2 protein-coding genes are annotated in these 24,482 nt (G+C 65.3%); both read left to right on the top strand.

Going from position 1 to position 24,482, the window contains the following annotated elements:
• The first annotated feature begins 137 nt into the window (after positions 1-137).
• Positions 138-12,965, top strand: coding sequence for an amino acid adenylation domain-containing protein (locus tag AC0IYN_RS28525; RefSeq protein ID WP_471844413.1), 12,828 nt, complete (start codon positions 138-140; stop codon positions 12,963-12,965).
• Positions 12,962-24,256, top strand: coding sequence for an amino acid adenylation domain-containing protein (locus tag AC0IYN_RS28520; RefSeq protein WP_471844411.1), 11,295 nt, complete (start codon positions 12,962-12,964; stop codon positions 24,254-24,256). Before AC0IYN_RS28525 ends, AC0IYN_RS28520 begins: the two co-directional genes overlap by 4 nt.
• The last annotated feature ends 226 nt before the right edge of the window (positions 24,257-24,482 follow it).

Genomic DNA, 24,482 nt, shown 5'->3' with positions numbered 1-24,482 from the left:
CCAAGCCTGCCGGAAGCCTCTCCAGGCCCCCGGCTGCGCCCGCTATTTTTTTGGATGCGGGGCGCCCAGCACCCGATCCAAGCGGCGGCTGAAAACGGACTTTCTTCTCAACCGTGACTTACCAGGCAGGTTACCCCATGCAGTTCAGCGAATTATTGGCAGCGATTTCCACCCATGCGATCCGTCTGCAACTGGAAGAAGGCGACCTGATCATCCTCGGTGACGATGAGGCACTGGAGGACGCGCTGTGGGATCAATTGATCGCCCACAAACCCCGGCTGCTGGCGTTGGTTGCCGAGCATGGTGGTGACTGGCTGAGCCCGGCCTATCGCATCACGCCGGACATGCTGGCGCTGGTCAGCCTCGACCAGGCGGCCATCGACCGTATCGTCGCCGCCATCCCTGGGGGCGCGGCGAATGTGCAAGACATTTACCCGCTGGCGCCGTTGCAGGAAGGCATGCTTTACCACCACCTGTCAGCGGAGCAGGGCGACCCCTACGTGCTGCACGCGCAGTTTGAGTTTGACAGCCGCGCACGTTTGCACGCGTTTGCCGAAGCCTTGCAATGGGTGATCGACCGCCACGATATCCTGCGCACCTCGATGGTCTGGGAGTGCCTCGACGAGCCGCTGCAGGTGGTGTGGCGCAAGGCGGACCTGGTGTGCGAAGCCGTGGAGGTCGATGCCCGCAACTACCGCATGGACCTGGGCCAGGCGCCGCTGCTGCGCCTGGTGTTTGCCGAGGACGCACTCACTGGGCGTGTGGCGGCGACCCTGCTGTTTCACCACACCATCCTCGACCACACCGCCCTGGATGTGGTGCGCCATGAAATCCAACTGTACCTGGCCGGCGAGCAGGCCCTGGCGGGAGAGCCGGTGCCGTTTCGCAGCTATATCGCCCAGGTGCGCCACGGCGTCAGCGAACAGGCCCATGAGGCCTTTTTCCGCGAGATGCTGGCAGACATCGATGAGCCGACGTTGCCTTTCGGGTTGCAGGACGTACAGGGTGACGGGCTGGGCATTGACGAGGCACGTGTCGCCGTCGACAGCACGCTGAGCCACCGCCTACGCATCCTGGCGCGGCCCCTTGGCGTCAGCGTGGCAAGCATGATGCACCTGGCGCTGGCCCGCGTGCTGAGTGTGGTTTCCGGCCGTGATGCCGTGGTGTTCGGTACCGTGATGCTCGGCCGCATGGGGGCGGGCGAGGGCGGTGAACGGGCCTTGGGCATGTTCATCAACACCTTGCCCTTACGCGTGGACGTAGGCGAGCAGGGCGTGCGAGCCGGGGTCAAGGCCACCCACGAGCGCCTGACCACCTTGCTCAACCACGAACATGCGTCCCTGGCGCTAGCCCAGCGTTGCAGTGGTGTCGCCGCGCCGACGCCGCTGTTCAGCGCCATGCTCAACTACCGCCACAGCGCCGCCACGGACATGGCCGAGGTGATCGAGGTGGCCGAGGGCATTCGCGTGCTCGGCGCCGAGGAGCGCACCAACTATCCGCTGACGGTCAACGTCGATGACCTGGGTGAAGATTTCGCCCTGACGGTGATGGTCGACGCGTCCATCGGTGCCGCCCGTGTCGCCACCTACCTGCACACCGCCCTGGAAAGCCTGGCCAATGCCCTGGAACAACGACCGGATATGCCGCTCAGCGGCCTGAACATCCTGCCCGACGCCGAACGCCACACCCTGTTGCACCGCCTCAATGAAACCCCCGCGCACTACGCCGACACGGCCCTGATCCATCAACACGTCGAAACCCACGCCGCCGCCCAGCCCGACGCCATTGCTTTGCGCTTCGACAACCAGCGCGTGAGCTACCGTCAACTCAACGAGCGCGCCAACCAGGTCGCCCACCGCCTGCTGGCCCAGGGCATCCGTCCCGATGACCGCGTGGCCATCTGCGTGGAACGTGGCCCGGAGATGATCATCGGCCTGCTCGGCATCCTCAAGGCCGGCGCCGGCTACGTGCCGATCGACCCGGCCTACCCGCTGGAGCGCATTGCCTACACCCTGGCCGACAGCGAACCCGTGGCCGTGCTGGTGCAGGCCAATACCCGCCACCTGGTCGGCGACCTGCCGCAGGTCGACCTCAACGGCTTGCGCGGCGAATCCCTCGTCAATCCTCGGGTCAGCCTCAGCCCGGCTCACCTGGCCTACGTGATCTACACCTCTGGCTCCACCGGCCAGCCCAAGGGTGTGATGATCGAACACCGCCAGGTCGCGCGCTTGTTCACGGCGACCGAGCACTGGTTCGGCTTCAACCGCAACGACGTCTGGGCGCTGTTCCATTCTTTCGCTTTCGACTTTTCGGTGTGGGAAATCTGGGGCGCGTTGATGCATGGCGGCCAGTTGCTGATCGTGCCGCAACTGGTCAGTCGCTCGCCGGACGAGTGCTACACGCTGCTCTGCGAAGCGGGCGTGAGCATCCTCAACCAGACGCCCAGCGCGTTCCGCCAATTGATCGCTGCACAAGGCCAGAACCCGCAGTCCCATTCCCTGCGCCAGGTGATCTTCGGCGGCGAGGCGCTGGAGCCGGGCATGCTCAAGCCGTGGTACGCCCGGGCGATCAACGCCGGGACGCAATTGGTGAACATGTACGGCATCACCGAAACCACCGTGCACGTGACCTACCGCGCGCTGGAAGCGGCGGATGCGCAGTTGGTCGGTGTCAGCCCGATTGGCGTGCGCATTCCCGATTTGCAGCTGTATGTGCTCGACGCACGCCGCGAGCCCTTGCCGCTGGGTGTGGTCGGCGAGTTGTACGTGGGCGGCGCTGGTGTGGCGCGAGGTTACCTCAACCGTGACGCGCTGACCGCCGAGCGCTTCCTGCCCGACCCGGCCACCGGCCTGCGCATGTACAAGACCGGTGACCTCGGCCGCCTGCGGGCCGATGGCAGCGTCGAATACCTGGGCCGCAACGATGATCAGGTGAAGATTCGCGGTTTCCGCATCGAGCTGGGCGAGATCGAAGCGCGGCTGGCCAGCGCCGAGGGCGTGCGGGACGCCGTGGTGATCGCCCGTGAAGACGAACCGGGCGACAAGCGCCTGGTGGCCTACGTGATTGCCGACGGCGCGCTGCGTGCCGCCGACCTGCGCGACCACCTGCTGCTGAGCCTGGCCGAACACATGGTGCCCAGCGCCTTCGTACTGCTGGAAAAATTGCCGCTGACCACCAACGGCAAGCTTGACCGCAAGGCACTGCCCGCACCGAACGCCGCAGCGCTGGCCCGCCGAAGCTACGAAGCCCCCCAAGGCGCGGTGGAAACCGCCATCGCCACGATCTGGCAAGACCTGCTCAAGCTCGACCACGTGGGGCGTGACGACAACTTCTTCGAACTGGGCGGCCATTCCCTGTTGGCGGTCAAGCTGATCGAGCGCATGCGCCAGGTCGACCTCAGCGCCGACGTGCGCGTGCTGTTCGGCCAGCCAACCCTGGCGGCGCTGGCTGCGGCGGTGGGAGGGCAACAGGAAGTGCAGGTGCCGGCCAACCTGATAACCCACGCCACCACGCACATCACCCCGGACATGATTCCCCTGGTGGAACTGGACCAGGCGGCCCTCGACCACATCATCCAGCGTGTGCCCGGCGGCATCAGCAACGTGCAGGACATCTACGGCCTGGCGCCGTTGCAAGCCGGCATTCTTTACCATCACCTGGCAACCACCGAGGGCGACCCCTACGTGTTGCAGGTGCAGTTCAGCTTTAACGACCAGGCGGCGGTGGACGCGTTTATCCAGGCGCTGCACAGCGTGATCGAACGCAATGACATCCTGCGCACCGCGATCCTCTGGGAAGGCCTCAACGAACCGGTGCAGGTGGTGTTGCGCCAGGCTGCGCTGGCTGTCGAGCGTATCGATGAGCCCTTCGCGCGCCTGCAGCAACGCTTCGACCCCCGCCACTTTCGCCTCGACCTGACCCGTGCCTCACTGCTGCGTTTTGCCTACACCGAGGAACAGGGGCGTTTCGTCGGCATTCTGCTGCTGCACCATATCCTGCTGGACCACACGGCCTTGCAGGTGCTGGTGCAAGAGATGAGCGCGAGCCTGTCCGGCAACAGCGCGCAACTGCCCGCCGCCGTGCAATACCGCAACTATGTAGCCCAGGCGCGGCTTGGCGTCAGCCAGGCGCAGCACGAAGCGTTCTTCAGCGAGATGCTCGGCGATATCGACGAACCGACCCTGGCCTTCGGTTTGCAGGACGTGAATGGCGACGGCAGCGGCATCCTTGAAGCTCACCTGCCCCTGGAACCGGCACTGAGCCTGGGCCTGCGCGAACAGGCGCGGCAGCTTGGCGTGAGTACCGCGAGCCTGGTGCACCTGGCCTGGGCGCAGGTGCTGGGGCAGGTGTCCGGCCAGCAGGCGGTGGTTTTCGGCACCGTGTTGCTGGGGCGCATGCAGGGCGGCGAGGGCGCCGACCGGGCGCTGGGGATGTTTATCAACACCTTGCCGCTGCGCGTCAGCCTCGGCTCCGTCGGCGTACAGGCCGGCGTGCGCGCCACCCATGCGCGCCTGGCGCAGTTGCTCGGGCATGAGCACGCCTCGTTGTCCCTGGCCCAGCGATGCAGCGGCGTGCCGGGTTCGCTGCCGTTGTTCAGCACCTTGCTCAACTATCGCCACAGTGCACCGGGGGAGGCGCCGGGGGACAGCCCATTCGCCGCCTCCGGCATCCAGATTCTCAGTTCCGAAGAGCGCAGCAATTACCCGCTGGTGATCAACGTCGATGATCTGGGCACAGGCTTTGCCCTGACCGTGCAAGGCGTGGCGAGCCTGGATGTGCAGCGCGTCGGCGACTACATGCTCACCGCGTTGCGCCACCTGGTGACCGCATTGCAGCAGGCGCCCACCACACCCTTGCAGGCTGTCTCGATCCTGCCGGCCGCCGAGCGCCACCAGTTGCTGGTGGACTTCAACGCCACCGCCCGTGAATACCCGTCGCAGCTCACCGTACACCAGCTATTCGAAGCCCAGGCGCTGGCTCGTCCGGAAGCCGTGGCGGCGGTGCATGGCCAGTTGTCCTTGAGTTACCGCGACCTCAACCGTCGCGCCAACCGCCTGGCCCATCACTTGCTCAACCAGGGCGTGCAACCGGGCGAAAGCGTGGCGATCGCACTGCCGCGTTCCCTCGATCTGCTGATCTGCCAGCTGGCGATCCTCAAGTGCGGCGCGGTGTATGTGCCGCTGGACGTCAACGCGCCGGTCGAGCGCCAGGCGTTTATCGTGCAGGACAGCGGTGCGCACCGGGTGCTCAACAACCTGGCGGACCTGAACCTGGACGCCCAGTCGCCGCGTAACCCTGAACTGCGGCAGTCTGCCGAAAGCGTCGCCTACATCCTCTACACCTCCGGCTCCACCGGGGCGCCCAAGGGGGTGCAAGTGCCGCACCGTGCTATCTCGCGCCTGGTGCTCAATAACGGTTATGCCGAGTTCAACGCGCACGACCGTGTGGCCTTCGCCTCCAACCCGGCGTTCGACGCCAGCACCCTCGATGTGTGGGCGCCGTTGCTCAATGGCGGTTGTGTGGTGGTGGTCGAGCACGCGGTGCTGTTGTCCCAGGCAGCGTTCGCGGCGTTGTTGCAGGAGCAATCCGTCAGCGTGCTGTGGATGACTGCCGGGCTCTTCCACCAGTACGCCGACGCGCTGATGCCGGTGTTCCGCCAATTGCGCTACCTGATCGTCGGTGGTGACGTGCTCGACCCGCAGGTGATCGGCCGCGTACTTGAACACGGCAAACCCCAACACCTGCTCAACGGCTACGGGCCCACCGAAGCCACCACGTTTTCCACCACCTTTGAGATCACCCAGGTCGGTGAGGGCGGCATTCCCATCGGCCGGCCGATCGCCAATGCCCAGGCCTACGTGCTGGACGCGCGCCAGCAACCGGTGCCGTTGGGTGTGGTCGGCGAGCTGTACATCGGTGGTGCGGGCGTGGCCCAGGGCTATTTGAACCAGCCACAACTGACCGCCGAGAAATTCATCCCCAACCCGTTCGGCGACGGCGTGCTGTACCGCACCGGTGACCTGGCCTGCTGGCAGGTCGACGGCACCTTGCTGTACCAGGGGCGCAATGACCTGCAGGTGAAGATCCGTGGTTTCCGTATCGAACCGGGCGAGATCGAAACCTGCCTGGCCAGCTTCCCGGGTGTGAAAGACGCCGTGGTGCTGGCCCGTGAAGACGAACCTGGCGACAAGCGTCTGGTGGCTTACTACACCGCCCGTGAGCCGTTGGACATCGAAACACTGCGCGCCCACCTGCAAGGCCAACTGCCGGATTACATGGTGCCGTCGGCCTACGTGTGGCTGGCGCTGTTACCGCTCACCGCCAATGGCAAGCTCGACCGCAAAGGCCTGCCGGTGCCCGACCAGAGCGCGCTGCTCAGCCGTGGTTTCGAAGCGCCGGAAGGCGAAGTGGAAACCCAGCTGGCGCAGATCTGGCAGGACGTGCTCAAGCTTGACCGCGTTGGCCGTCACGATCACTTCTTTGAGTTGGGCGGGCACTCGTTGCTGGCAGTCAGCCTGATCGAGCGCATGCGCCAGGTCGGCCTGAGCTGCGACGTGCGTGTGTTGTTCAGCCAGCCAAGCCTGGCGGCGCTGGCCGCCGCCGTGGGCAGTGGCCGGGAAGTCGTGGTGCCGGCCAATGGCATTCCCACGGGGTGCACGCACATCACGCCGTCGATGCTAACCCTGGTGCAGCTCGACCCGGTGGCCATCGAACGAATCGTCGCGAACGTGCCGGGCGGTGCGGCGAACGTGCAGGACATTTATCCGCTGGCGCCGTTGCAGGAAGGCATTCTTTATCACCACATCAGTGCCGAACAGGGTGATCCGTACCTGCTGCAATCACGCATGGCGTTCGACAGCCTGGAGCGGCTGCGCGCGTTTATGGGCGCGCTGCAACAGGTGGTCGCTCGCCACGACATCCTGCGTACCGCTGTCGTCTGGGAAGGCCTGGACAGCCCGGTGCAAGTGGTGTGGCGCGAGGCGCAGCTGGTCGTTCAAGAGGTCGATCTGGACCCGGCGGACGGCGGCATCATCGAGCAGCTGCATGCGCGCTTCGATGCGCGTCATTACCGCCTGGACATCACCCAGGCGCCGTTGCTGCGCATGGTGTATGCCCAAGACCCGCAGCACGATCGAATCGCCGCGATCCTGCTGTTCCACCACCTGGCGCTGGACCACACCGCCATGGCCGTGGTGGGCCAGGAGATGCGCGCGTTCATGTTCGACCAGGCCCAGGGCTTGCCTGCAGCGGCGCCGTTTCGCAACTACGTGGCCCAGGCGCGCCTGGGTGTCAGCGTGGCGGAGCACGAGGCTTTCTTCCGCGACATGCTCGCGGATGTGGATGAGCCGACCTTGCCGTTCGGTGTGCAGGACGTGCAGGGCGATGGGCGCGATATCGAAGAGGCCGAACAGCCGGTTGACCCGGCGCTCGCTCAGCGGGTGCGCGAACAGGCGCGGCAGTTGGGCGTGAGCGCGGCCAGCCTGATGCACCTGGCGTGGGCGCAGGTGTTGGGGCTGGTGTCAGGGCGTGATGATGTGGTGTTCGGCACCGTGTTGATGGGCCGCCTGCAGGCCGGTGACGGTGCGGACCGCGCGCTGGGCATGTTCATCAACACCCTGCCACTGCGGGTCGACGTGGCGGCGACTGCTAGCGTGGCGGTCAAGGCTACCCACGGGCGCTTGAGCGCCTTGCTCGGCCATGAACACGCGTCCCTGGCGCTGGCCCAGCGTTGCAGCGGCGTGGCGAGCACATCGCCGCTGTTCAGTGCGTTGCTCAACTACCGCCACAGCGACCCCGACGAAATGGCCCGCGATGGCCATGGCATCTGGGAAGGCGTGCAATTGCTCGGTGGTGAGGAACGCAGCAACTACCCCTTGACCCTGAGCGTAGACGATTTGGGTGAGGGCTTCGGCCTGACCGTGTTGGCGCTGCCGCAGATCGGCGCCCAGCGGCTGTGTGCCTACATGCATAACGCCATCGAACAGTTGGTCGAGACTCTGGAAAGCGCACCCAAGACCCCACTCAGTCAATTGCCGATCCTGCCGGCAGCGGAGCGCGAAACCTTACTGCGCGAGTTCAATGCCACCGCCAGCGATTTCCCCAAGGGCCAAACGGTGCATGGTGCTTTCGAGATCCAGGCCGAGCGCCAACCTCACGCCATTGCCGTGGTGCAAGACGGCGAATCGCTGACCTACCAACAGCTCAACACACGTGCCAACCAGTTGGCCCATCATCTGCTGCAACAGGGCGTACAGCCCGACGACCGTGTCGCCCTGTGCTGCCGTCGCGGCCCGCAGATGCTGGTGGGCTTGCTCGGCATCCTCAAGGCCGGTGCCGGTTATGTGCCCATCGACCCCGCGTATCCCGCCGAGCGTATTGCCTACCTGCTGCACGACAGCGCACCCGTGGCGGTGTTGGCCGAAGCCAGCACCCGCGAGCTGCTGGACACCGTCGCCACTGTGGATCTGCATGACCCGAGCCTGCAACAGCGCGCCGTCAGCAACCCGCAGCTCAGCGCCCTGACTCCGGCGCACCTGGCCTACGTGATCTACACCTCCGGCTCCACCGGCCAGCCCAAAGGTGTGATGGTGGAGCACCGCACCGTGGAAAACCTGGTGCACTGGCACTGCGAGGCGTTTGGACTGGATGCCACGGGGCACACCAGCAGCGTCGCCGGTTTCGGTTTTGATGCGATGGCCTGGGAGGTCTGGCCGGCGCTGTGCGTCGGCGCCACCCTGCACCTGCCGCCTGCCAGCGTCGGTAATGAAAACATTGATGAATTGCTCGCCTGGTGGCTGGCGCAACCGCTGGACGTCAGCTTTCTGCCAACGCCGGTGGCCGAGTACGCCTTCAGCCAGCACCTGCAACACCCCACCTTGCGCATCCTGCTGATCGGCGGCGACCGCCTGCGCCAGTTCACCCAGGAGCGGCGCTTTGCGGTGATCAACAACTACGGCCCCACCGAAGCTACGGTGGTTGCCACCTCCGGCCGCGTGCGCGCCGGGCAGGTGCTGCATATCGGCCGGCCGATCGCCAATGCCAGCCTCTACCTGCTGGACGCGCACTTGCGTCCGGTGCCGGTGGGGGTGGTAGGCGAGTTGTATGTGGGCGGCAGCGGTGTAGCGCGCGGTTACCTGAACCGGCCGGACCTGAGCGCCGAACGCTTCCTGCAAGACCCGTTCAACCAGGGCCGCATGTACCGCACCGGCGACCTGGCGCGCTGGTTGCCGGATGGCAATATCGAGTACCTGGGGCGTAACGATGACCAGGTGAAAGTGCGTGGCGTGCGGGTGGAGCTGGGTGAAATCGAAAGCCGCCTGGCCGCACTGGACGGGGTCGGCGAAGCGGTGGTGCTGGTGCGCGAAGGGCGCTTGATTGCCTGGTTCACCGAACAGCAACCGTTGGACATCGACAGCCTGCGCGCGCAACTGCAAGCCCAGTTGCCGGCTGCCCTGGTGCCGGTCGCCTATGTGAAGCTGCATGCATTGCCCCTGACTGCCAATGGCAAGCTCGACCGCAAGGCCCTGCCGGAACCGGATCAGGCGGCGTTGCTGACTCGGGAGTACGCAGCACCTCAAGGCGAGGTTGAGAGCACCCTGGCGCGTATTTGGGCCGAGGTTTTGCAAGTGGAGCAGGTCGGGCGCCATGACCATTTCTTTGAGCTGGGTGGCCATTCGTTGCTCGCCGTGAGCCTGATCGAACGCATGCGCCAGGTCGGCCTGAGTGCCGATGTGCGCGTGCTGTTCAGCCAGCCGACCCTGGCGGCGCTCGCGGCTGCCGTGGGCAGTGGGCGCGATGTGTTGGTGCCGGACAATCGTATTCCGGCGGGTTGCCAACGTATTACCCCGGATCTTTTGTCCCTGGTGGAACTCGACCAATCGACCATCGACCACGTCGTCGCCCAGGTGCCCGGTGGCGCGGCCAATGTGCAGGACATCTACCCGTTGGCGCCGTTGCAGGAAGGTATTCTCTACCACCACATCAGCGCAGGGCAGGGCGATCCTTACCTGCTGCAATCGCACCTGGCGTTCGACAGCCTCGACCGCTTGAATGCCTTCGTCCAGGCGCTGCAACAGGTGATCGACCGTCACGACATCCTGCGCACCGCCGTGGTCTGGGAAGGCCTGGCCCAGCCGCTGCAAGTGGTGTGGCGCAAGGCCCGCTTGCAAGTGCAGGCGGACGTGATCGACCAGTTGCACCAGCGCTTCGACCCGCGCCAGTACCGTGTGCCGATGAATCAGGCGCCGCTGATACGCCTGGTGTACGCGCCGGACCCGGCCAACCAGCGCGTGGTCGCGATCCTGCTGTTCCACCACATTGCCCTCGACCACACCGCCCTCGACGGCGTACGTCACGAAATGCAGGCCAGCCTGCTCGGGCTGCCACAGCCCACGGGTGATGCCACGCCGTACCGCAACTACGTGGCCCAAGCGCGGCTGGGCGTCAGCGAACAGGCGCATGAAGCCTTCTTCCGGGGGATGCTCGGCGACATCAGCGAGCCGACCCTGCCGTTTGGCCTGCAGGATGTGCGCGGCGACGGCAATGCCATCGAGGAGGTCCAGCTCAGCCTGGCGCCGGCGCTCAACCAACGCCTGCGGGCCCAGGCGCGTTTACTCGGCGTGAGTGCCGCCAGCCTGTTCCACCTGGCCTGGGCGCGGGTGCTCGCCAGCACGTCCGGCCAGGAACACGTGGTGTTCGGCACCGTGCTGTTGGGGCGCATGCAAGGCGGCAAAGGCAGTGACCGCGCCCTCGGCATGTTCATCAACACCTTGCCGTTGCGCGTGGACATCGATGGCAGCGGCGTGCGCATGGCGGTCAAGCAGACTCATGCGCGGTTGACCGCCTTGCTCGGTCACGAGCATGCGTCCCTGGCGCTGGCCCAGCGTTGCAGCGGTGTGGCCGCGCCACAGCCGTTGTTCAGCGCCATGCTCAACTACCGCCACAGTGACAGCCAGCAGGCGCCGGTCTCCCGGGCCTGGGAGGGCATCCACACCCTGGCCAGCGAGGAACGCACCAACTACCCGTTGACCTTGAACGTGGACGATCAGGGCGACGGTTTCCGCCTCACCGCCATGACCTCCAAGTCGATTGGCGCGCAACGTCTCTGCGGTTATCTGCAGGTGACCTTGCAAGGGTTGGTCGAGGCGCTGGAGCAGGCGCCGCAGTTGGCCGTCAACCGCCTGCCGGTGCTGGAGGCGCAGGAACGTCAGCAACTGCTGTCGGGTTTCAACGCCACCGAGGTGGCCTATGACCTCGACCAGACCTTGCACGGTCTGTTTGAGGCGCAGGTGACGCGCACACCGGACGCCATCGCCGTCAAGGCCGGTGAGCTGGCATTGACCTACGCCGAACTGAATGCGCAAGCCAATCAGCTGGCGCATCACCTGATCGAAATGGGCGTTCAAGCCGATTCGCGAGTCGCGATCTGCGTGGAGCGCGGCCTGGACATGGTGGTCGGCCTGTACGCGATCCTCAAGGCCGGTGCGGCCTATGTGCCGCTGGACCCGGCGTATCCGCTGGAACGTATCGCCTACATGCTGGAAGACAGCGCGCCTGTTGCGGTGCTGGCCCAAGGCGCTACGCGTGGTTTGCTGGGCGACGCGCCGGTGATCGATCTGGACCGCCCGACCTGGCAACACCACGCCATCGACAATCCCCGCGCACAGGCCCTCAGCGCCTACGTGATCTACACCTCTGGCTCCACCGGCCAGCCCAAGGGCGTGATCAACGACCATCCCGGCGTGGTCAACCGCTTGTTGTGGATGCAGGACGCCTACGCCCTCAAGGCCCACGACCGGGTGTTGCAGAAAACCCCGTTCAGCTTCGACGTGTCGGTGTGGGAGTTCTTCTGGCCGCTGTTCACGGGTGCCTGCCTGGTCATGGCGCGTCCTGGCGGGCATAAAGACCCGGCCTATCTGTGCGAGGTGATCGCCGCTGAACAGATCACCACGTTGCATTTTGTACCGTCGATGCTCGACGTATTCCTGGCCCACGGCGATGTCAGCCACGCGGCCGGCCTGCAACGGGTGATGTGCAGCGGCGAAGCGTTGCCGGGCAGTCTTGTGAGGCGCTTCAAGCAGCAGTTGCCGGGGATCGGCCTGTACAACCTGTACGGTCCGACCGAGGCGGCGGTGGACGTGACCGCCTGGAACTGCGCGCGCCCGGACGTGCCGGACAACACGCCGATTGGCAAACCCATCGCCAACACCCGCATGTACGTGTTGGATGGGCACATGCAGCCGGTGCCCCTGGGCGTGGTGGGCGAGTTGTTCATCGGCGGCGTGCAGGTGGCGCGGGGCTACCTCAATCGTCCCGAGTTGACCGCCGAACGTTTCCTCAAGGACCCGTTCACTGATGGGCGCCTGTATCGCACCGGCGACCTTGGGCGTTACCTGCCCGACGGCAATATCGAGTACCTGGGCCGCAACGACGACCAGGTGAAGATCCGTGGCCTGCGTATCGAGCTGGGCGAGATCCAGGCGCGACTGCTGGAACATCCGCAGGTCAACGAAGCCGCGGTGGTGGCCCGCGACGATCGGCTCGTCGCCTACTACACCGGCGTCCGGGCCACCGAGCTGCGCGAGCACCTGTTGCAGCACCTGCCGGACTTCATGGTGCCCGCCCTGTTCGTGCACTTGGACGCGCTGCCCTTGAGCCCCAACGGTAAGCTCGACCGCAAGGCACTGCCGGCGCCGGGCAGCGAGGCGCTGACCGTGCGCGAGTACGAAGCCCCGGTGGGCGACACCGAAATCCTGCTGGCGCAGCTATGGGCCGAACTGCTCAACGTAGAACGGGTAGGGCGCCAGGACAATTTCTTTGAACTGGGCGGGCACTCGCTGCTCGCCGTGAGCTTGATCGGGCGCTTGCGCCAGGAAGGCATGGAAGCCGATGTGCGCGCGTTGTTTGAACAGCCGACCCTGGCCGGCTACGCCGCAATGACTGAACGAATGGAGATCGTCCTGTGAGCATTCTTGAACTGCTGGCGACGCTGAAAACCAAGGACGTGCAGCTCACGCTGAAGGGTGAGCAGTTGTCGGTGCAAGGCAACAAACACGCGCTGAGCGACCCGTTGATCCTCGCCGCCTTGCGCGAGCACAAGCCGGCGTTGATCGAACTGATCAAGGCCGGTGAATATTCGGCCGCCAACGAAGTGCCGGCCAATGGCATCCCGGCCGGTGCGCAACACATCACCCCGGCCATGCTGACCCTGTCTGATCTGAGCCAGGAGGAAATCGACCGCATCGTCGCCACGGTCGACGGCGGCGTGGCGAATATCCAGGACATCTACCCGCTGGCGCCGCTGCAGGAAGGCATCCTGTTTCACCACGTCAGCACCGAGCAGGGCGACCCCTATGTGATGCAGTCGCAGTTCGCCTTCGACAGTATCGAGCGTTTCGACGCGTTTGCCCTGGCCCTGCAAGGGGTGATGGACCGCCACGACATCCTGCGCACCGGCGTGGTCTGGGAGGGGTTGCGGCAGCCGTCGCAAGTGGTGTGGCGCACGGCGCGCCTGCTGGTGCAGGCCCTTGCGCTGGACCCGGCCGACGGCGATATCGCTGCCCAGTTGCACGCACGTTTCGACGCTCGCCAGTACCGCCTGGACGTGACCCAGGCGCCGCTGCTGCGTCTGGCCTGGGCCAGGGACTCGGCGCAGGGGCGCATTGTCGCCATGCTGCTGTTCCATCACATGGCCCTGGACCACAGTGCCCTGGAAGTGGTGCGCCATGAAATGCAGGCGTTCCTGCAAGGCCACGCCGGGCAACTGGGTCACGCCGTGCCGTTTCGCAACTATGTTGCGCAGGCGCGGCTGGGTGTCAGCGAGCAGCAACACGAGGCGTTTTTCCAGCAGATGCTCGGCGATGTGGTCGAGCCGACCTTGCCCTTCGGCTTGCAGGATGTGCAGGGCGATGGCCGTGACATCAATGAACTGGATTGGCCGCTGTCGGACGCACTCAACCAGCGCCTGCGCGCCCAGGCTCGAGCGCTGGGCGTCAGCGTTGCCAGCCTGTTCCACCTGGGCTGGGCCCAGGTACTGAGCGTGCTGGCCGGCAAATCCCAAGTAGTGTTCGGCACCGTGCTGATGGGCCGCCTGCAAGGCGGGCATGCCACGGACCGCGCCTTGGGAATCTTCATCAACACCTTGCCGTTTCGCGTGGACGTGGCTGGCGACGACCTGCGCAGCGCGGTCAAGGCCACCCACACGCGACTCACCGCGCTACTGCGCCACGAACACGCACCCCTGGCGTTGGCGCAAAGGTGCAGCGGGGTGGTGGCGCCGACGCCGTTGTTCAGCGCGTTGCTCAACTATCGCCACAGCGGCACAGGTACTAGCAGCGAAGCCGTGGCGGCGTGGCAGGGCATCGAGACATTGCGTTCGGATGAGCGCACCAACTACCCGCTGACCCTGAGTGTCGATGACCTGGGCGAATGGTTTATCCTGCGTCTGCTCGCCACCCACCAGGTCGATCCGCAGCGCGTCTGCGCCTACCTGCAAACCGCGCTGGAAAACCTGCTGGCCGGCTTGGAGCAAGCGCCCGACACCGCGCTTAACCAACTGTCGGTGGTGCCTGCGGACGAACAACAGTTGCTGTTGGAGCACTTTAACGCGACCCAGGCGGTTTTCCCCCAAGGCACCACCCTGCACGGGCGCATCGAGGCCCAGGCCGCGCTCACGCCCGACGCCGTTGCCGCCGTGTATCAGGGCCGCCAGCTCACCTATGCCGAGCTCAACCAGCAAGCCAACTTGCTGGCCCATCACTTGCTGGCGCTGGGGGTCAAGCCCGACGACCGCGTCGCTGTCGTCGCCCGCCGTGGCCTGGACACCCTGGCCGGCCTGTTAGCGGTGCTCAAGGCCGGTGCGTGCTATGTGCCGGTAGACCCGTCCCACCCGGCCGAGCGCCTCAACTACCTGCTCAGCGACAGCGGCCCGGTGGCGGTGTTGACCCAGCAGGCCTTGCTGGAGCGCCTGCCGGCCCTTGAGGTGCCGGTGATCAACCTCGACCGCTACACCTGGCAGCACCATTCGGCAAGCAACCCCAAAGTGGCGGTCACGCCGTCCAACCTCGCGTATGTGATCTACACCTCTGGCTCCACCGGCCTGCCCAAAGGCGTGATGGTGGAACACCACACCGTCGCCAACCTGGTGGACTGGCATTGCAGCGCCTTTGACCTGTGTGGCGGGCGCCACACCGCCAGCGTCGCCGGGTTCGGTTTTGATGCGATGGCCTGGGAAGTCTGGCCGGCGCTGTGTGTGGGCGCGACCCTGCACCTGCCGCCGGCCCAGGACGGCACCGAGGATGTCGACGCACTGCTGGCCTGGTGGTGCGCACAGCCGTTGGACGTGTGCTTCCTGCCCACCCCGGTGGCCGAGTACGCGTTCAGCCAGCAGATCGAGCACCCGACGCTGCGCACCCTGTTGATCGGCGGTGATCGCCTGCGCCAGTTTGGCCGGGCGCAGCGCTTTGACCTGATCAACAACTACGGCCCCACTGAAGCCACAGTGGTCGCCACTTCAGGCAAGGTCGAGGCCGGCCAGCCGTTGCACATCGGCAAACCGGTCGCCAATGCCAGCGTGTACCTGCTGGACGAGCAGCAGCGGCCGGTGCCGCTGGGCGTGGCGGGGGAGTTGTACGTCGGCGGCAAAGGCGTGGCGCGCGGCTACCTCAATCGCCCCGAGTTGACCGCCGAACGCTTCCTGCGTGACCCGTTCAACGCCGGGCGCATGTACCGCACCGGTGACTTGGCGCGTTGGTTGCCGGACGGCAACCTCGAGTACCTGGGCCGCAATGACGACCAGGTAAAAATTCGCGGCATGCGCATCGAGCTGGGCGAAATCGAAACCCAGCTCAACCAGTTGGCAGGCATCCAGGAAGCCGTGGTGCTAGTGCGTGAAGAGCGGCTGGTGGCGTATTTCACCGAAAACCGCCAGCTCGACCCTTTGGCCGTGGGCGATATCCGCGCCCACCTGGTGGCGCACCTGCCGGACTACATGGTGCCGGTCGCCTACGTCAAATTGGACGCGCTGCCCCTGACTGCCAACGGCAAGCTCGACCGCAAGGCCCTGCCGGCGCCGGACATGGCCGCAGTGTTCACCCGCGAGTACGTGGCCCCTGAGGGTGAAATCGAAAGCGTGCTGGCGCAGATCTGGGCCGATGTGCTGCACGTGGAGCGTGTGGGGCGTCGCGACCATTTCTTCGAACTGGGCGGGCACTCGTTGCTGGCCATGCGCATGGTCTCGCAGATTCGCCAGCGCCTGGGCGTCGAGTTGCTGCTCGGCGACTTGTTTGCGAATGCCGAACTGGCCGCCGTCGCCGAGGTGCTGGCCCGGTCCGGTCGCAGCACCTTGCCGGATATCCTCCCCGCCAATCGCGATGAACAGGTGCCGCTGTCATTTGCCCAGCAGCGCCTGTGGTTCCTTGCGCTGATGGAAGGGGCCAACACCGCCTACAACATTCCGATTGGCCTGCGTCTGCGCGGGCAGCTGCATGTCGAGGCGCTGCAACGGGCCTTGGCCCGTATCGTCGCGCGCCACGAAACCCTGCGCAGCCGCTTTGCCCAGCACGGCGATGACGCCCAGGTCTTGATCATGCCCGCCGAAGAGGTGCTGCCCCTGCAAGTGCAGGACCTGCGCCGCCATCCGCAACCCCAGCAGGCGCTGGACGCGTTGATCCACGGCGAAGCCTCGGCCCCCTTCGACCTGGAGCGCGGCCCGTTGCTGCGCGGGCGCTTGGTGGTCATGGGCGATGATCACCATGTGTTGCTGCTGACCCTGCACCACATCGTCTCCGATGGCTGGTCCATGGGCGTGCTCACCCGTGAACTGATGGCGCTGTACCAGGCGTTCAGCCACGGCCAGGCGGACCCGTTGCCGCCGCTGCCGATCCAGTACGGCGACTTCGCCGTGTGGCAGCGCCTGTGGCTCAGCGGTGAAGTGCTACACCGCCAGAGCGCCTATTGGCAGCAGGCGCTGGCGGGGGCGCCGGCCTTGCTCACCTTGCCCACCGACCGGCCGCGACCGGCGCAGCAGGACTACGCCGGCAGCAGTGTCGAGGTACGCCTGGACGAGCGCCTCACCGCCGGGCTCAAGGCGCTCAGCCAACGCCACGGCACCACGCTGTACATGACCTTGATGAGCGCCTGGGCCTCGTTGCTCGCGCGGTTGTCCGGGCAGCAGGAGGTGGTGATCGGCTCACCCGTGGCCAATCGCACGCGCAGCGAAGTGGAAGGCCTGATCGGTCTGTTCGTCAACACCCTGGCCGTGCGTATCGACACCTCCGGCGAGCTGAGCACCGAGGCGCTGCTGGCGCGGGTCAAGGCGCTGGCGCTGGAAGCCCAGGCCCATCAGGACCTGCCGTTCGAGCAAGTGGTGGAAGTCACCCGCCCGCCGCGCAGCCTGGCCCACAGCCCGCTGTTCCAGACCCTGCTGACTTGGCAGGACAGCAGCGCGCCAACTTTGGCCCTGGGCGACCTGGCCCTGGAAGGCATCGTCGAGAACAGCCATTTTGCCAAGTTCGACCTGTCCCTGGACCTGGCGGAAGTGCAGGGCACCCTCATTGGCGCGTTGGAATACGCGGTGGCGCTGTTTGATGAGTCGACGGTGCAGCGTTATGTCGGCTACTTCACCCGTGTATTGCAGGCCATGGTCGATAACGACCAGGCCGTGCTGGCGCATGTACCGCTGGTGGATGAGCGCGAACGCGAGCACTTGCTGTTCGACTTCAATGCCACCGAGGTCGATTACAACCTCGACCAGACCTTGCACGGTCTGTTCGAAGGGCAGGTGGCGCGTTCGCCGCAGGCTGCCGCCGTCAAGGCGGGTGATCGGGTACTGACCTATGCCGAGCTGAATGCGCGAGCCAACCAGCTGGCGCATCACTTGATGGAAATGGGCGTTCAAGCGGATTCGCGGGTGGCGATCTGCGTCGAGCGGAGCCTGGAAATGGTCATCGGCCTGTACGCGATCCTCAAGGCCGGCGCCGCCTATGTGCCGCTGGACCCGGCGTACCCGCTGGAGCGTATCGCCTACATGCTGGAAGACAGCGCGCCTGTGGCGGTGCTGGCCCAAGGTGCCACGCGTGGGTTGCTGGGCAACGTGCCGGTGATCGACCTGGACCAGCCGACCTGGCAGCACCAACCCGTCGACAACCCCCAAGTGGCCGGGGTCAGCGCCTATGTGATCTACACCTCCGGCTCCACCGGCCAACCCAAGGGCGTGATCAACGACCATCCCGGCGTGGTCAACCGCCTGCTGTGGATGCAGGACGCCTATGGCTTGCAAGCCCATGATCGTGTCTTGCAGAAAACCCCATTCAGCTTCGACGTGTCAGTGTGGGAGTTCTTCTGGCCGCTGTTCACCGGCGCTTGCCTGGTAATGGCGCGCCCTGGCGGCCATAAAGACCCGGCGTACCTGTGCGACGTGATCGCGGCCGAGCAGATCACCACGCTGCACTTCGTGCCGTCGATGCTGGACGTGTTCCTGGCCCATGGTGACGTGAGCCAGGCGGCCGGTCTGGTGCATGTGATGTGCAGTGGTGAAGCCTTGCCGGGCAGCCTGGTGCGGCGCTTCAAGCAGCAACTGTCGGGTAGCCAATTGCACAACCTGTATGGCCCGACCGAAGCCGCCGTCGATGTGACCGCGTGGAACTGCGCCGGGCCGGTAACGCCGGACAATACGCCGATCGGCAAACCGATCGCCAACACCCGCATGTACGTGCTCGATGCACAGATGCAGCCGGTGCCGTTGGGTGTGGTCGGCGAGCTGTTCATCGGCGGCGTTCAAGTGGCACGCGGCTACCTGAACCGCCCTGAATTGACCGCCGAGCGTTTCCTCAAGGACCCGTTCACCGACGGTCGCCTGTACCGCACCGGCGACGTGGGCCGCTACTTGGCGGATGGCACGATCGAGTACCTGGGACGCAATGACGACCAGGTGAAAATCCGTGGCCTGCGCATCGAGCTCGGGGAAATCCAGTCGCGCCTCACCGACTATCCGCCGGTCAACGAAGCCGCGGTGATCGCCCGCGACAATCGTTTGATCGCCTACTACACCGGGGTGTTCAGCGAGATCGACGCGTTGCGCGCGCACCTGTTGCAGCACTTGCCGGAGTTCATGGTGCCGGCCATCTTCGTGCACCTCGACACCTTGCCCCTGAGCCCCAACGGCAAGCTCGACCGCAAGGCACTGCCCGCGCCAGGCCTGGAGTCGGTGGTGGTGCGCGAATACGAGGCGCCCCAGGGCGACACGGAAATCGCCTTGGCCAGCCTGTGGGCCGAGTTGCTCAACGTGGAGCGCGTGGGCCGTCACGACAACTTCTTCGAATTGGGCGGCCACTCGTTGCTCGCGGTGAGCCTGATGGGGCGCATGCGCCGCCTCGGGTTGTCGGCGGATGTGAAGGTGTTGTTCGGCCAGCCGACTTTGTCAGCCTTGGCGGCGGCCTTGGGCGGTGGTCGGGAAGTGGCGGTGCCGGCCAATCGCATTGCCGCCGATTGCACCGCGATCACGCCGGATATGTTGCCGTTGGTTCAACTGGATCAGCCATCCATCGAGCGTATCGTCGCCTGCATTCCGGGCGGCGCAGCCAATGTGCAGGACATCTACCCGCTGGCGCCGTTGCAGGTCGGCATGCTGTATCACCATCGTGCGGTACAGGGTGCTGACGACTATGTGCTGCGCGCGCAGTTTGCATTCGACAGCCAACAGCGCCTGGAGGCGTTCGCCCTGGCCTTGCAGGCGGTGATCCAGCGTCACGATGTGCTGCGTTCGTCGTTCCATTGGGACGGCCTGGAAGAGCCGGTGCAAGTAGTGTGGCGCGCGGCGTCGCTGCGTGTTGAACGCGGGCCGGTGCCGGAACGACTCGACCTGTTCCAGGCGCCGTTGATGCGCCTGGTGGTCACCGACGACAATGCCACGTTGCTGTTCCATCACCTGGTGATGGACCACATCGCCCTGGAGATTCTGCAACAGGAGATGCAGGCGTTCCTCATGGGCACTCAACACACCTTGGGCGTGGCTGTGCCGTATCGTAACTATGTGGCCCAGACCTGCGTGGGTGCAGAGGATCACGAAGCGTTTTTCCGCGAAATGCTCGGTGATATTGATGAGCCGACCCAGGTCGAACGCCTGGGCAAAAATGAGCAGATTCAACGCCCACTGGATACGGAATTGAGCCAACGGCTGCGCACCCAAGCGCGGCAATCCGGCGTCAGCGCCGCCAGCCTGATGCACCTGGCCTGGGCCCAGGTACTGGGCAAGGTCTCGGGGCGCGATCAGGTCGTGTTCGGCAGCGTGATGCTTGGCCGCCTGCAAGGCGGTGAAGGTGCCGAGCGGGCCATGGGTGTGTTCATCAATACCTTGCCGTTGCGGGTCGACCTGGGTGAGCACTCGGTACGCGACGCCCTGCGGGCGACCCACGCACGCCTCAGCCAATTGCTCAGCCATGAGCAGGCGCCGCTGGCGTTGGCCCAGCGTTGCAGCGGTGTGCCGGCGGCGACGCGGCTGTTCGACACGTTGTTCAATTATCGTCACAGTGCGCCGCAGGCTGCCAGCGAAGCGTGGCAAGGCATTCGGATGCTCAAGGCTGAAGAACACAGCAACTATGGCCTGTCAGTGAGCGTGGATGACCTGGGCGACGGTTTCTCCGTGAAAATCGTAGGGCAGGGCGCGCGCCGGTTGTGCAGCTACTTGCAAGTTGCCGTGGAACAGGTGGTGCAGGCGTTGGAGCAGGGCAGCGCAATGGGCATCAGCCACTGGCCGATCCTGCCTGCTGCCGAATGCCAGCAACTGCTGGACTTCAACGCCACCACACGCGTATTCCCGCGTGAACACACAGTGCAACGCTTGTTCGAAGCCCAGGCCCAGGCGCGTCCTGGCGCATTGGCGGCGCTGCATGGCGGGCAGTCACTGAGTTATGGCGAGCTGAATACCCGCGCCAATCGCTTGGCCCATCACCTGCTGGGCCTTGGGCTGCGTCCTGGTGATAACGTGGCGATCCTGTTGCCGCGCTGCCTGGACCTGCTGATCAGCCAACTGGCCGTGCTCAAATGCGCCGCCGCCTATGTGCCGCTGGATATCAATGCGCCTGCCGAGCGCCAGGGTTTCATGGTGCAGGACAGTGCCGCAGCCTGGTTGTTGGCCCGCAGCGACATCGCCGTCGACTTCGGCGTGCAACGCTTGGATCTGGACACCTTGGCCCTCGACCCGCAGCCTAGCCACAACCCGGACCTGTCGCAGTCCTCGGACAGCGTGGCGTACATCATGTACACCTCAGGTTCCACCGGCACGCCCAAAGCCGTGTTGGTGCCCCATCGCGGCATCACCCGCCTGGTGCTCAACAACGGCTACGCCGATTTCAACGCCAGCGACCGCGTGGCCTTCGCCTCCAACCCGGCATTCGACGCCAGCACCATGGACGTGTGGGGCCCGCTGCTCAACGGCGGCCAGGTGCAGGTGATCGACCACGCCACCTTGCTGGATCCTGCAGCCTTCGGCGTAGCCTTGGCGGATGTAACGGTGCTGTTCGTCACCACGGCATTGTTCAACCAGTATGTGCAGCTGATCCCCCAGGCCCTGGCGGGCTTGCGCATTCTGCTGTGTGGCGGCGAGCGTGCCGATCCGGCTGCATTCCGCAGCTTGTTGGCCCAGGCGCCCGCGTTGCGCCTGGTGCATTGCTATGGGCCGACCGAAACCACCACTTACGCCACCACCTATGAGGTGCGCGCGCTGGCTGAGGATGCCGACAGCGTGCCGATTGGTCGGCCGATTTCCAACACGCAGATTCATGTGCTGGATGCGCACCTGCAGCCGGTGCCAGTGGGCGTGACCGGTGAAATCTGCATCGGCGGGGATGGCGTGGCGCTGGGGTATCTGAATCGACCTGATCTCACCGCTGAAAAGTTTGTACGGGATCCGTTGAGTGAGGGCGCCTTGATGTACCGCACCGGCGACCTCGGCCGTTGGACTGAGAACGGCCTGCTGGACTGCATCGGGCGCAATGACGATCAGGTGAAGATCCGAGGTTTCCGCATCGAGCTGGGCGAGATCGAAGCGCGCCTGGCGACCTTCGACGGTATCCAGGAAGTGGTGGTGCTGGCTCGCGAAGATGCGCCGGGCGACAAGCGCCTGGCCGCGTATTTCACCTGGGCTGATCAGCCTGTCGACCTCGACAGCGTGCGTGCTTATCTGCAAGGCCAATTGCCGGAGTACATGGTGCCGTCGGCCTTGGTGCCGCTGGATCACCTGCCGTTGACCGCCAACGGCAAGGTCGACCGCAAGGCGTTGCCGGTGCCGGCCCTGGAAACGTTCAACCGCCGTGAGTTCGAGGCGCCCGCCGATGGGCTGGAACACACCCTGGCCCAGCTATGGGCCGAGGTGTTGAAGCTGGAACAGGTCGGTCGTCATGACAGCTTCTTCGAGTTGGGCGGGCATTCATTGCTGGCGATCCGGCTGGTCAACCTGATGGAAGAAGCGGGGTTGCAGGTGTCCCTGGCTGAGCTGTTCCAGCATGCCAGTGTGGCGTCCGTTGCCGCGATGCTGCGCCAGCGTACGGAGGAGCCGGTGCGTGACACGTCGGTGATCACGGTGCGCAGCGGTGGTTCGCAAGCGCCGCTGTTCCTGGTCCATGAGTTCAGCGGCATGGACGTGTACTTCCCGGCGCTGGGTCAGCACTTGCCGGGGGATTATCCGATCTATGGCTTGCCAGGCGTGGCGCTCGGCGAACCGCATCTGAACACGATGGAAGGTCTGGCTGCACGGCTGGTCGGGTTGATCCGAGGCATTCAACCCCATGGGCCTTACCGGGTTGCCGGCTGGTCGTTTGGCGGGGTGCTGGCCTATGAAGTGGCGATGCAACTGCTGGGGCTGGATGAACCGGTGGAGTTTCTCGGTTTGATCGACAGCTACGTGCCGCGCATGACCGACCAGGGCAAGGCGCGCTGGAGTGGGCCGGACGCGCTCAAGCGGCATTTGCTGTTGCAGTGCACGGCGTACTGGAAAACACAGGGAGGTGTGGATGAACTGGCGAGCCTTGGGCAGCTGGAGGCGCAGGTTGGACAGTTGGACTTTGCAGGCCTGCTGCAACGTTGTCGCGATGAAGGTGTGCTGCACGCGCAAATGGCAGCAGCGACGGACGCGGACCTCTTGAACTACATCGAGCGGGAAGTGGGTCACGGGCATGCGTTGGCGCATTACAGCCTGTTTCCGTTGCCGATCGCGGTGCATCTGTTCAGTGCGAGTGGGCGGCCGACTGAGTTGTCGCGGCGCAGTGAATCCTTGGGGTGGAATGAGGTGCTGGCGCCGGGGCAATTGCGTCAGGTGGCGGTGCCGGGGGATCACCAGAGCATGATGCAGGCGCCGCATATCCAGGAATTGGGCCAGGCGATGGCTGAGGCCTTGGTGACATGCACTCCGCAGGTTCAGGCCTCGCATCAGCCCTTGCTGCGGATTCAGAGTGGCCGGGCGGGGTATGCGCCGGTGTTCTGTGTGCCGGGGGCGGGGGACAGCGTCACCGGGTTTATCGGTTTGAGTGAGGCGTTGGGACGGGATTGGCCGTTGTTTGGCTTGCAGCCGCGTGGGTTGGACGGTGAGGCGGTGCCCCATAGCCAGGTGGAAGCGGCGGCGGCTTGTTACTTGAAGGCGTTGGAGCAGGAGTGTCCGCAGGGGCCGGTGCATTTGGTGGGGCATTCGTTTGGGGGTTGGGTTGCGCTGGAGATGGCGTTGCGGTTGCAGGCGGCGGGGCGGGAGGTGGCTTCGTTGACGGTGATTGACAGTGAGTCTCCGGAGCGCGCTGTCAGGCCTTATACGACGACGGCGGCGTTGGTGCGGTTGATTGAGGCGATGCAGTTGTCGGCGGGGAAATCGCTGGGGATTGATCTGATTGATTTTGCCGAGGGGGATGAGGTGGCGCAGCGCAAGGCGCTGCATGGGGGGATGGTTGGGGTGGGGTTGCTGCCGGGGCGGTCGGCTGTGGATGCTATGGATGGGCCGGCGCGGACTTATGCGGCGGCGTTGCGCACGCGGTATCGACCGGGTTTGCGTTTTAACGGGGTGGTGAGGTTGGTGCTGGCTGAGGATCCGGCGTTGGATGCGGCGGGGAATCAGCGGGAGCAGGGGGGGATGGTTGAGGGGTGGAGGCGGCAGGGGAGTGGGGTGCAGGTTTGGTATGGCGGGGGGAATCACTTTACGTTGCTCAAGGCGCCCAATGTTTTGGGGTTGGCGCGGTGGTGGGTGGATGGGGTTGTTGTTGGGGAGGTGGTGTCTTGAGCGGGGTGTGCCCTCACTCCGGCTTTGGAGCGTGGGCCGCCGCGATGGGCCATCCCTGGCCCAGCGCGGCTAACCCGGCGTCCTGCCGGGTTACCCACGCTCCAAAGCCTGCGTTCGGCCAGCGTGGTTTTACGGGGCGCCGACGATCAAAAGCCAGAGCAAAAGCGACTCGCTTCGCATCGTGGATACGCGGTCCTGTAGGAGCCGGCTTGCCGGCGAAAAACGT

Source organism: Pseudomonas sp. AC112 (genome assembly GCF_979253545.1).
Note: the sequence above shows the minus strand (reverse complement) of the source record. Positions and strands in the feature narration are given on the sequence as shown.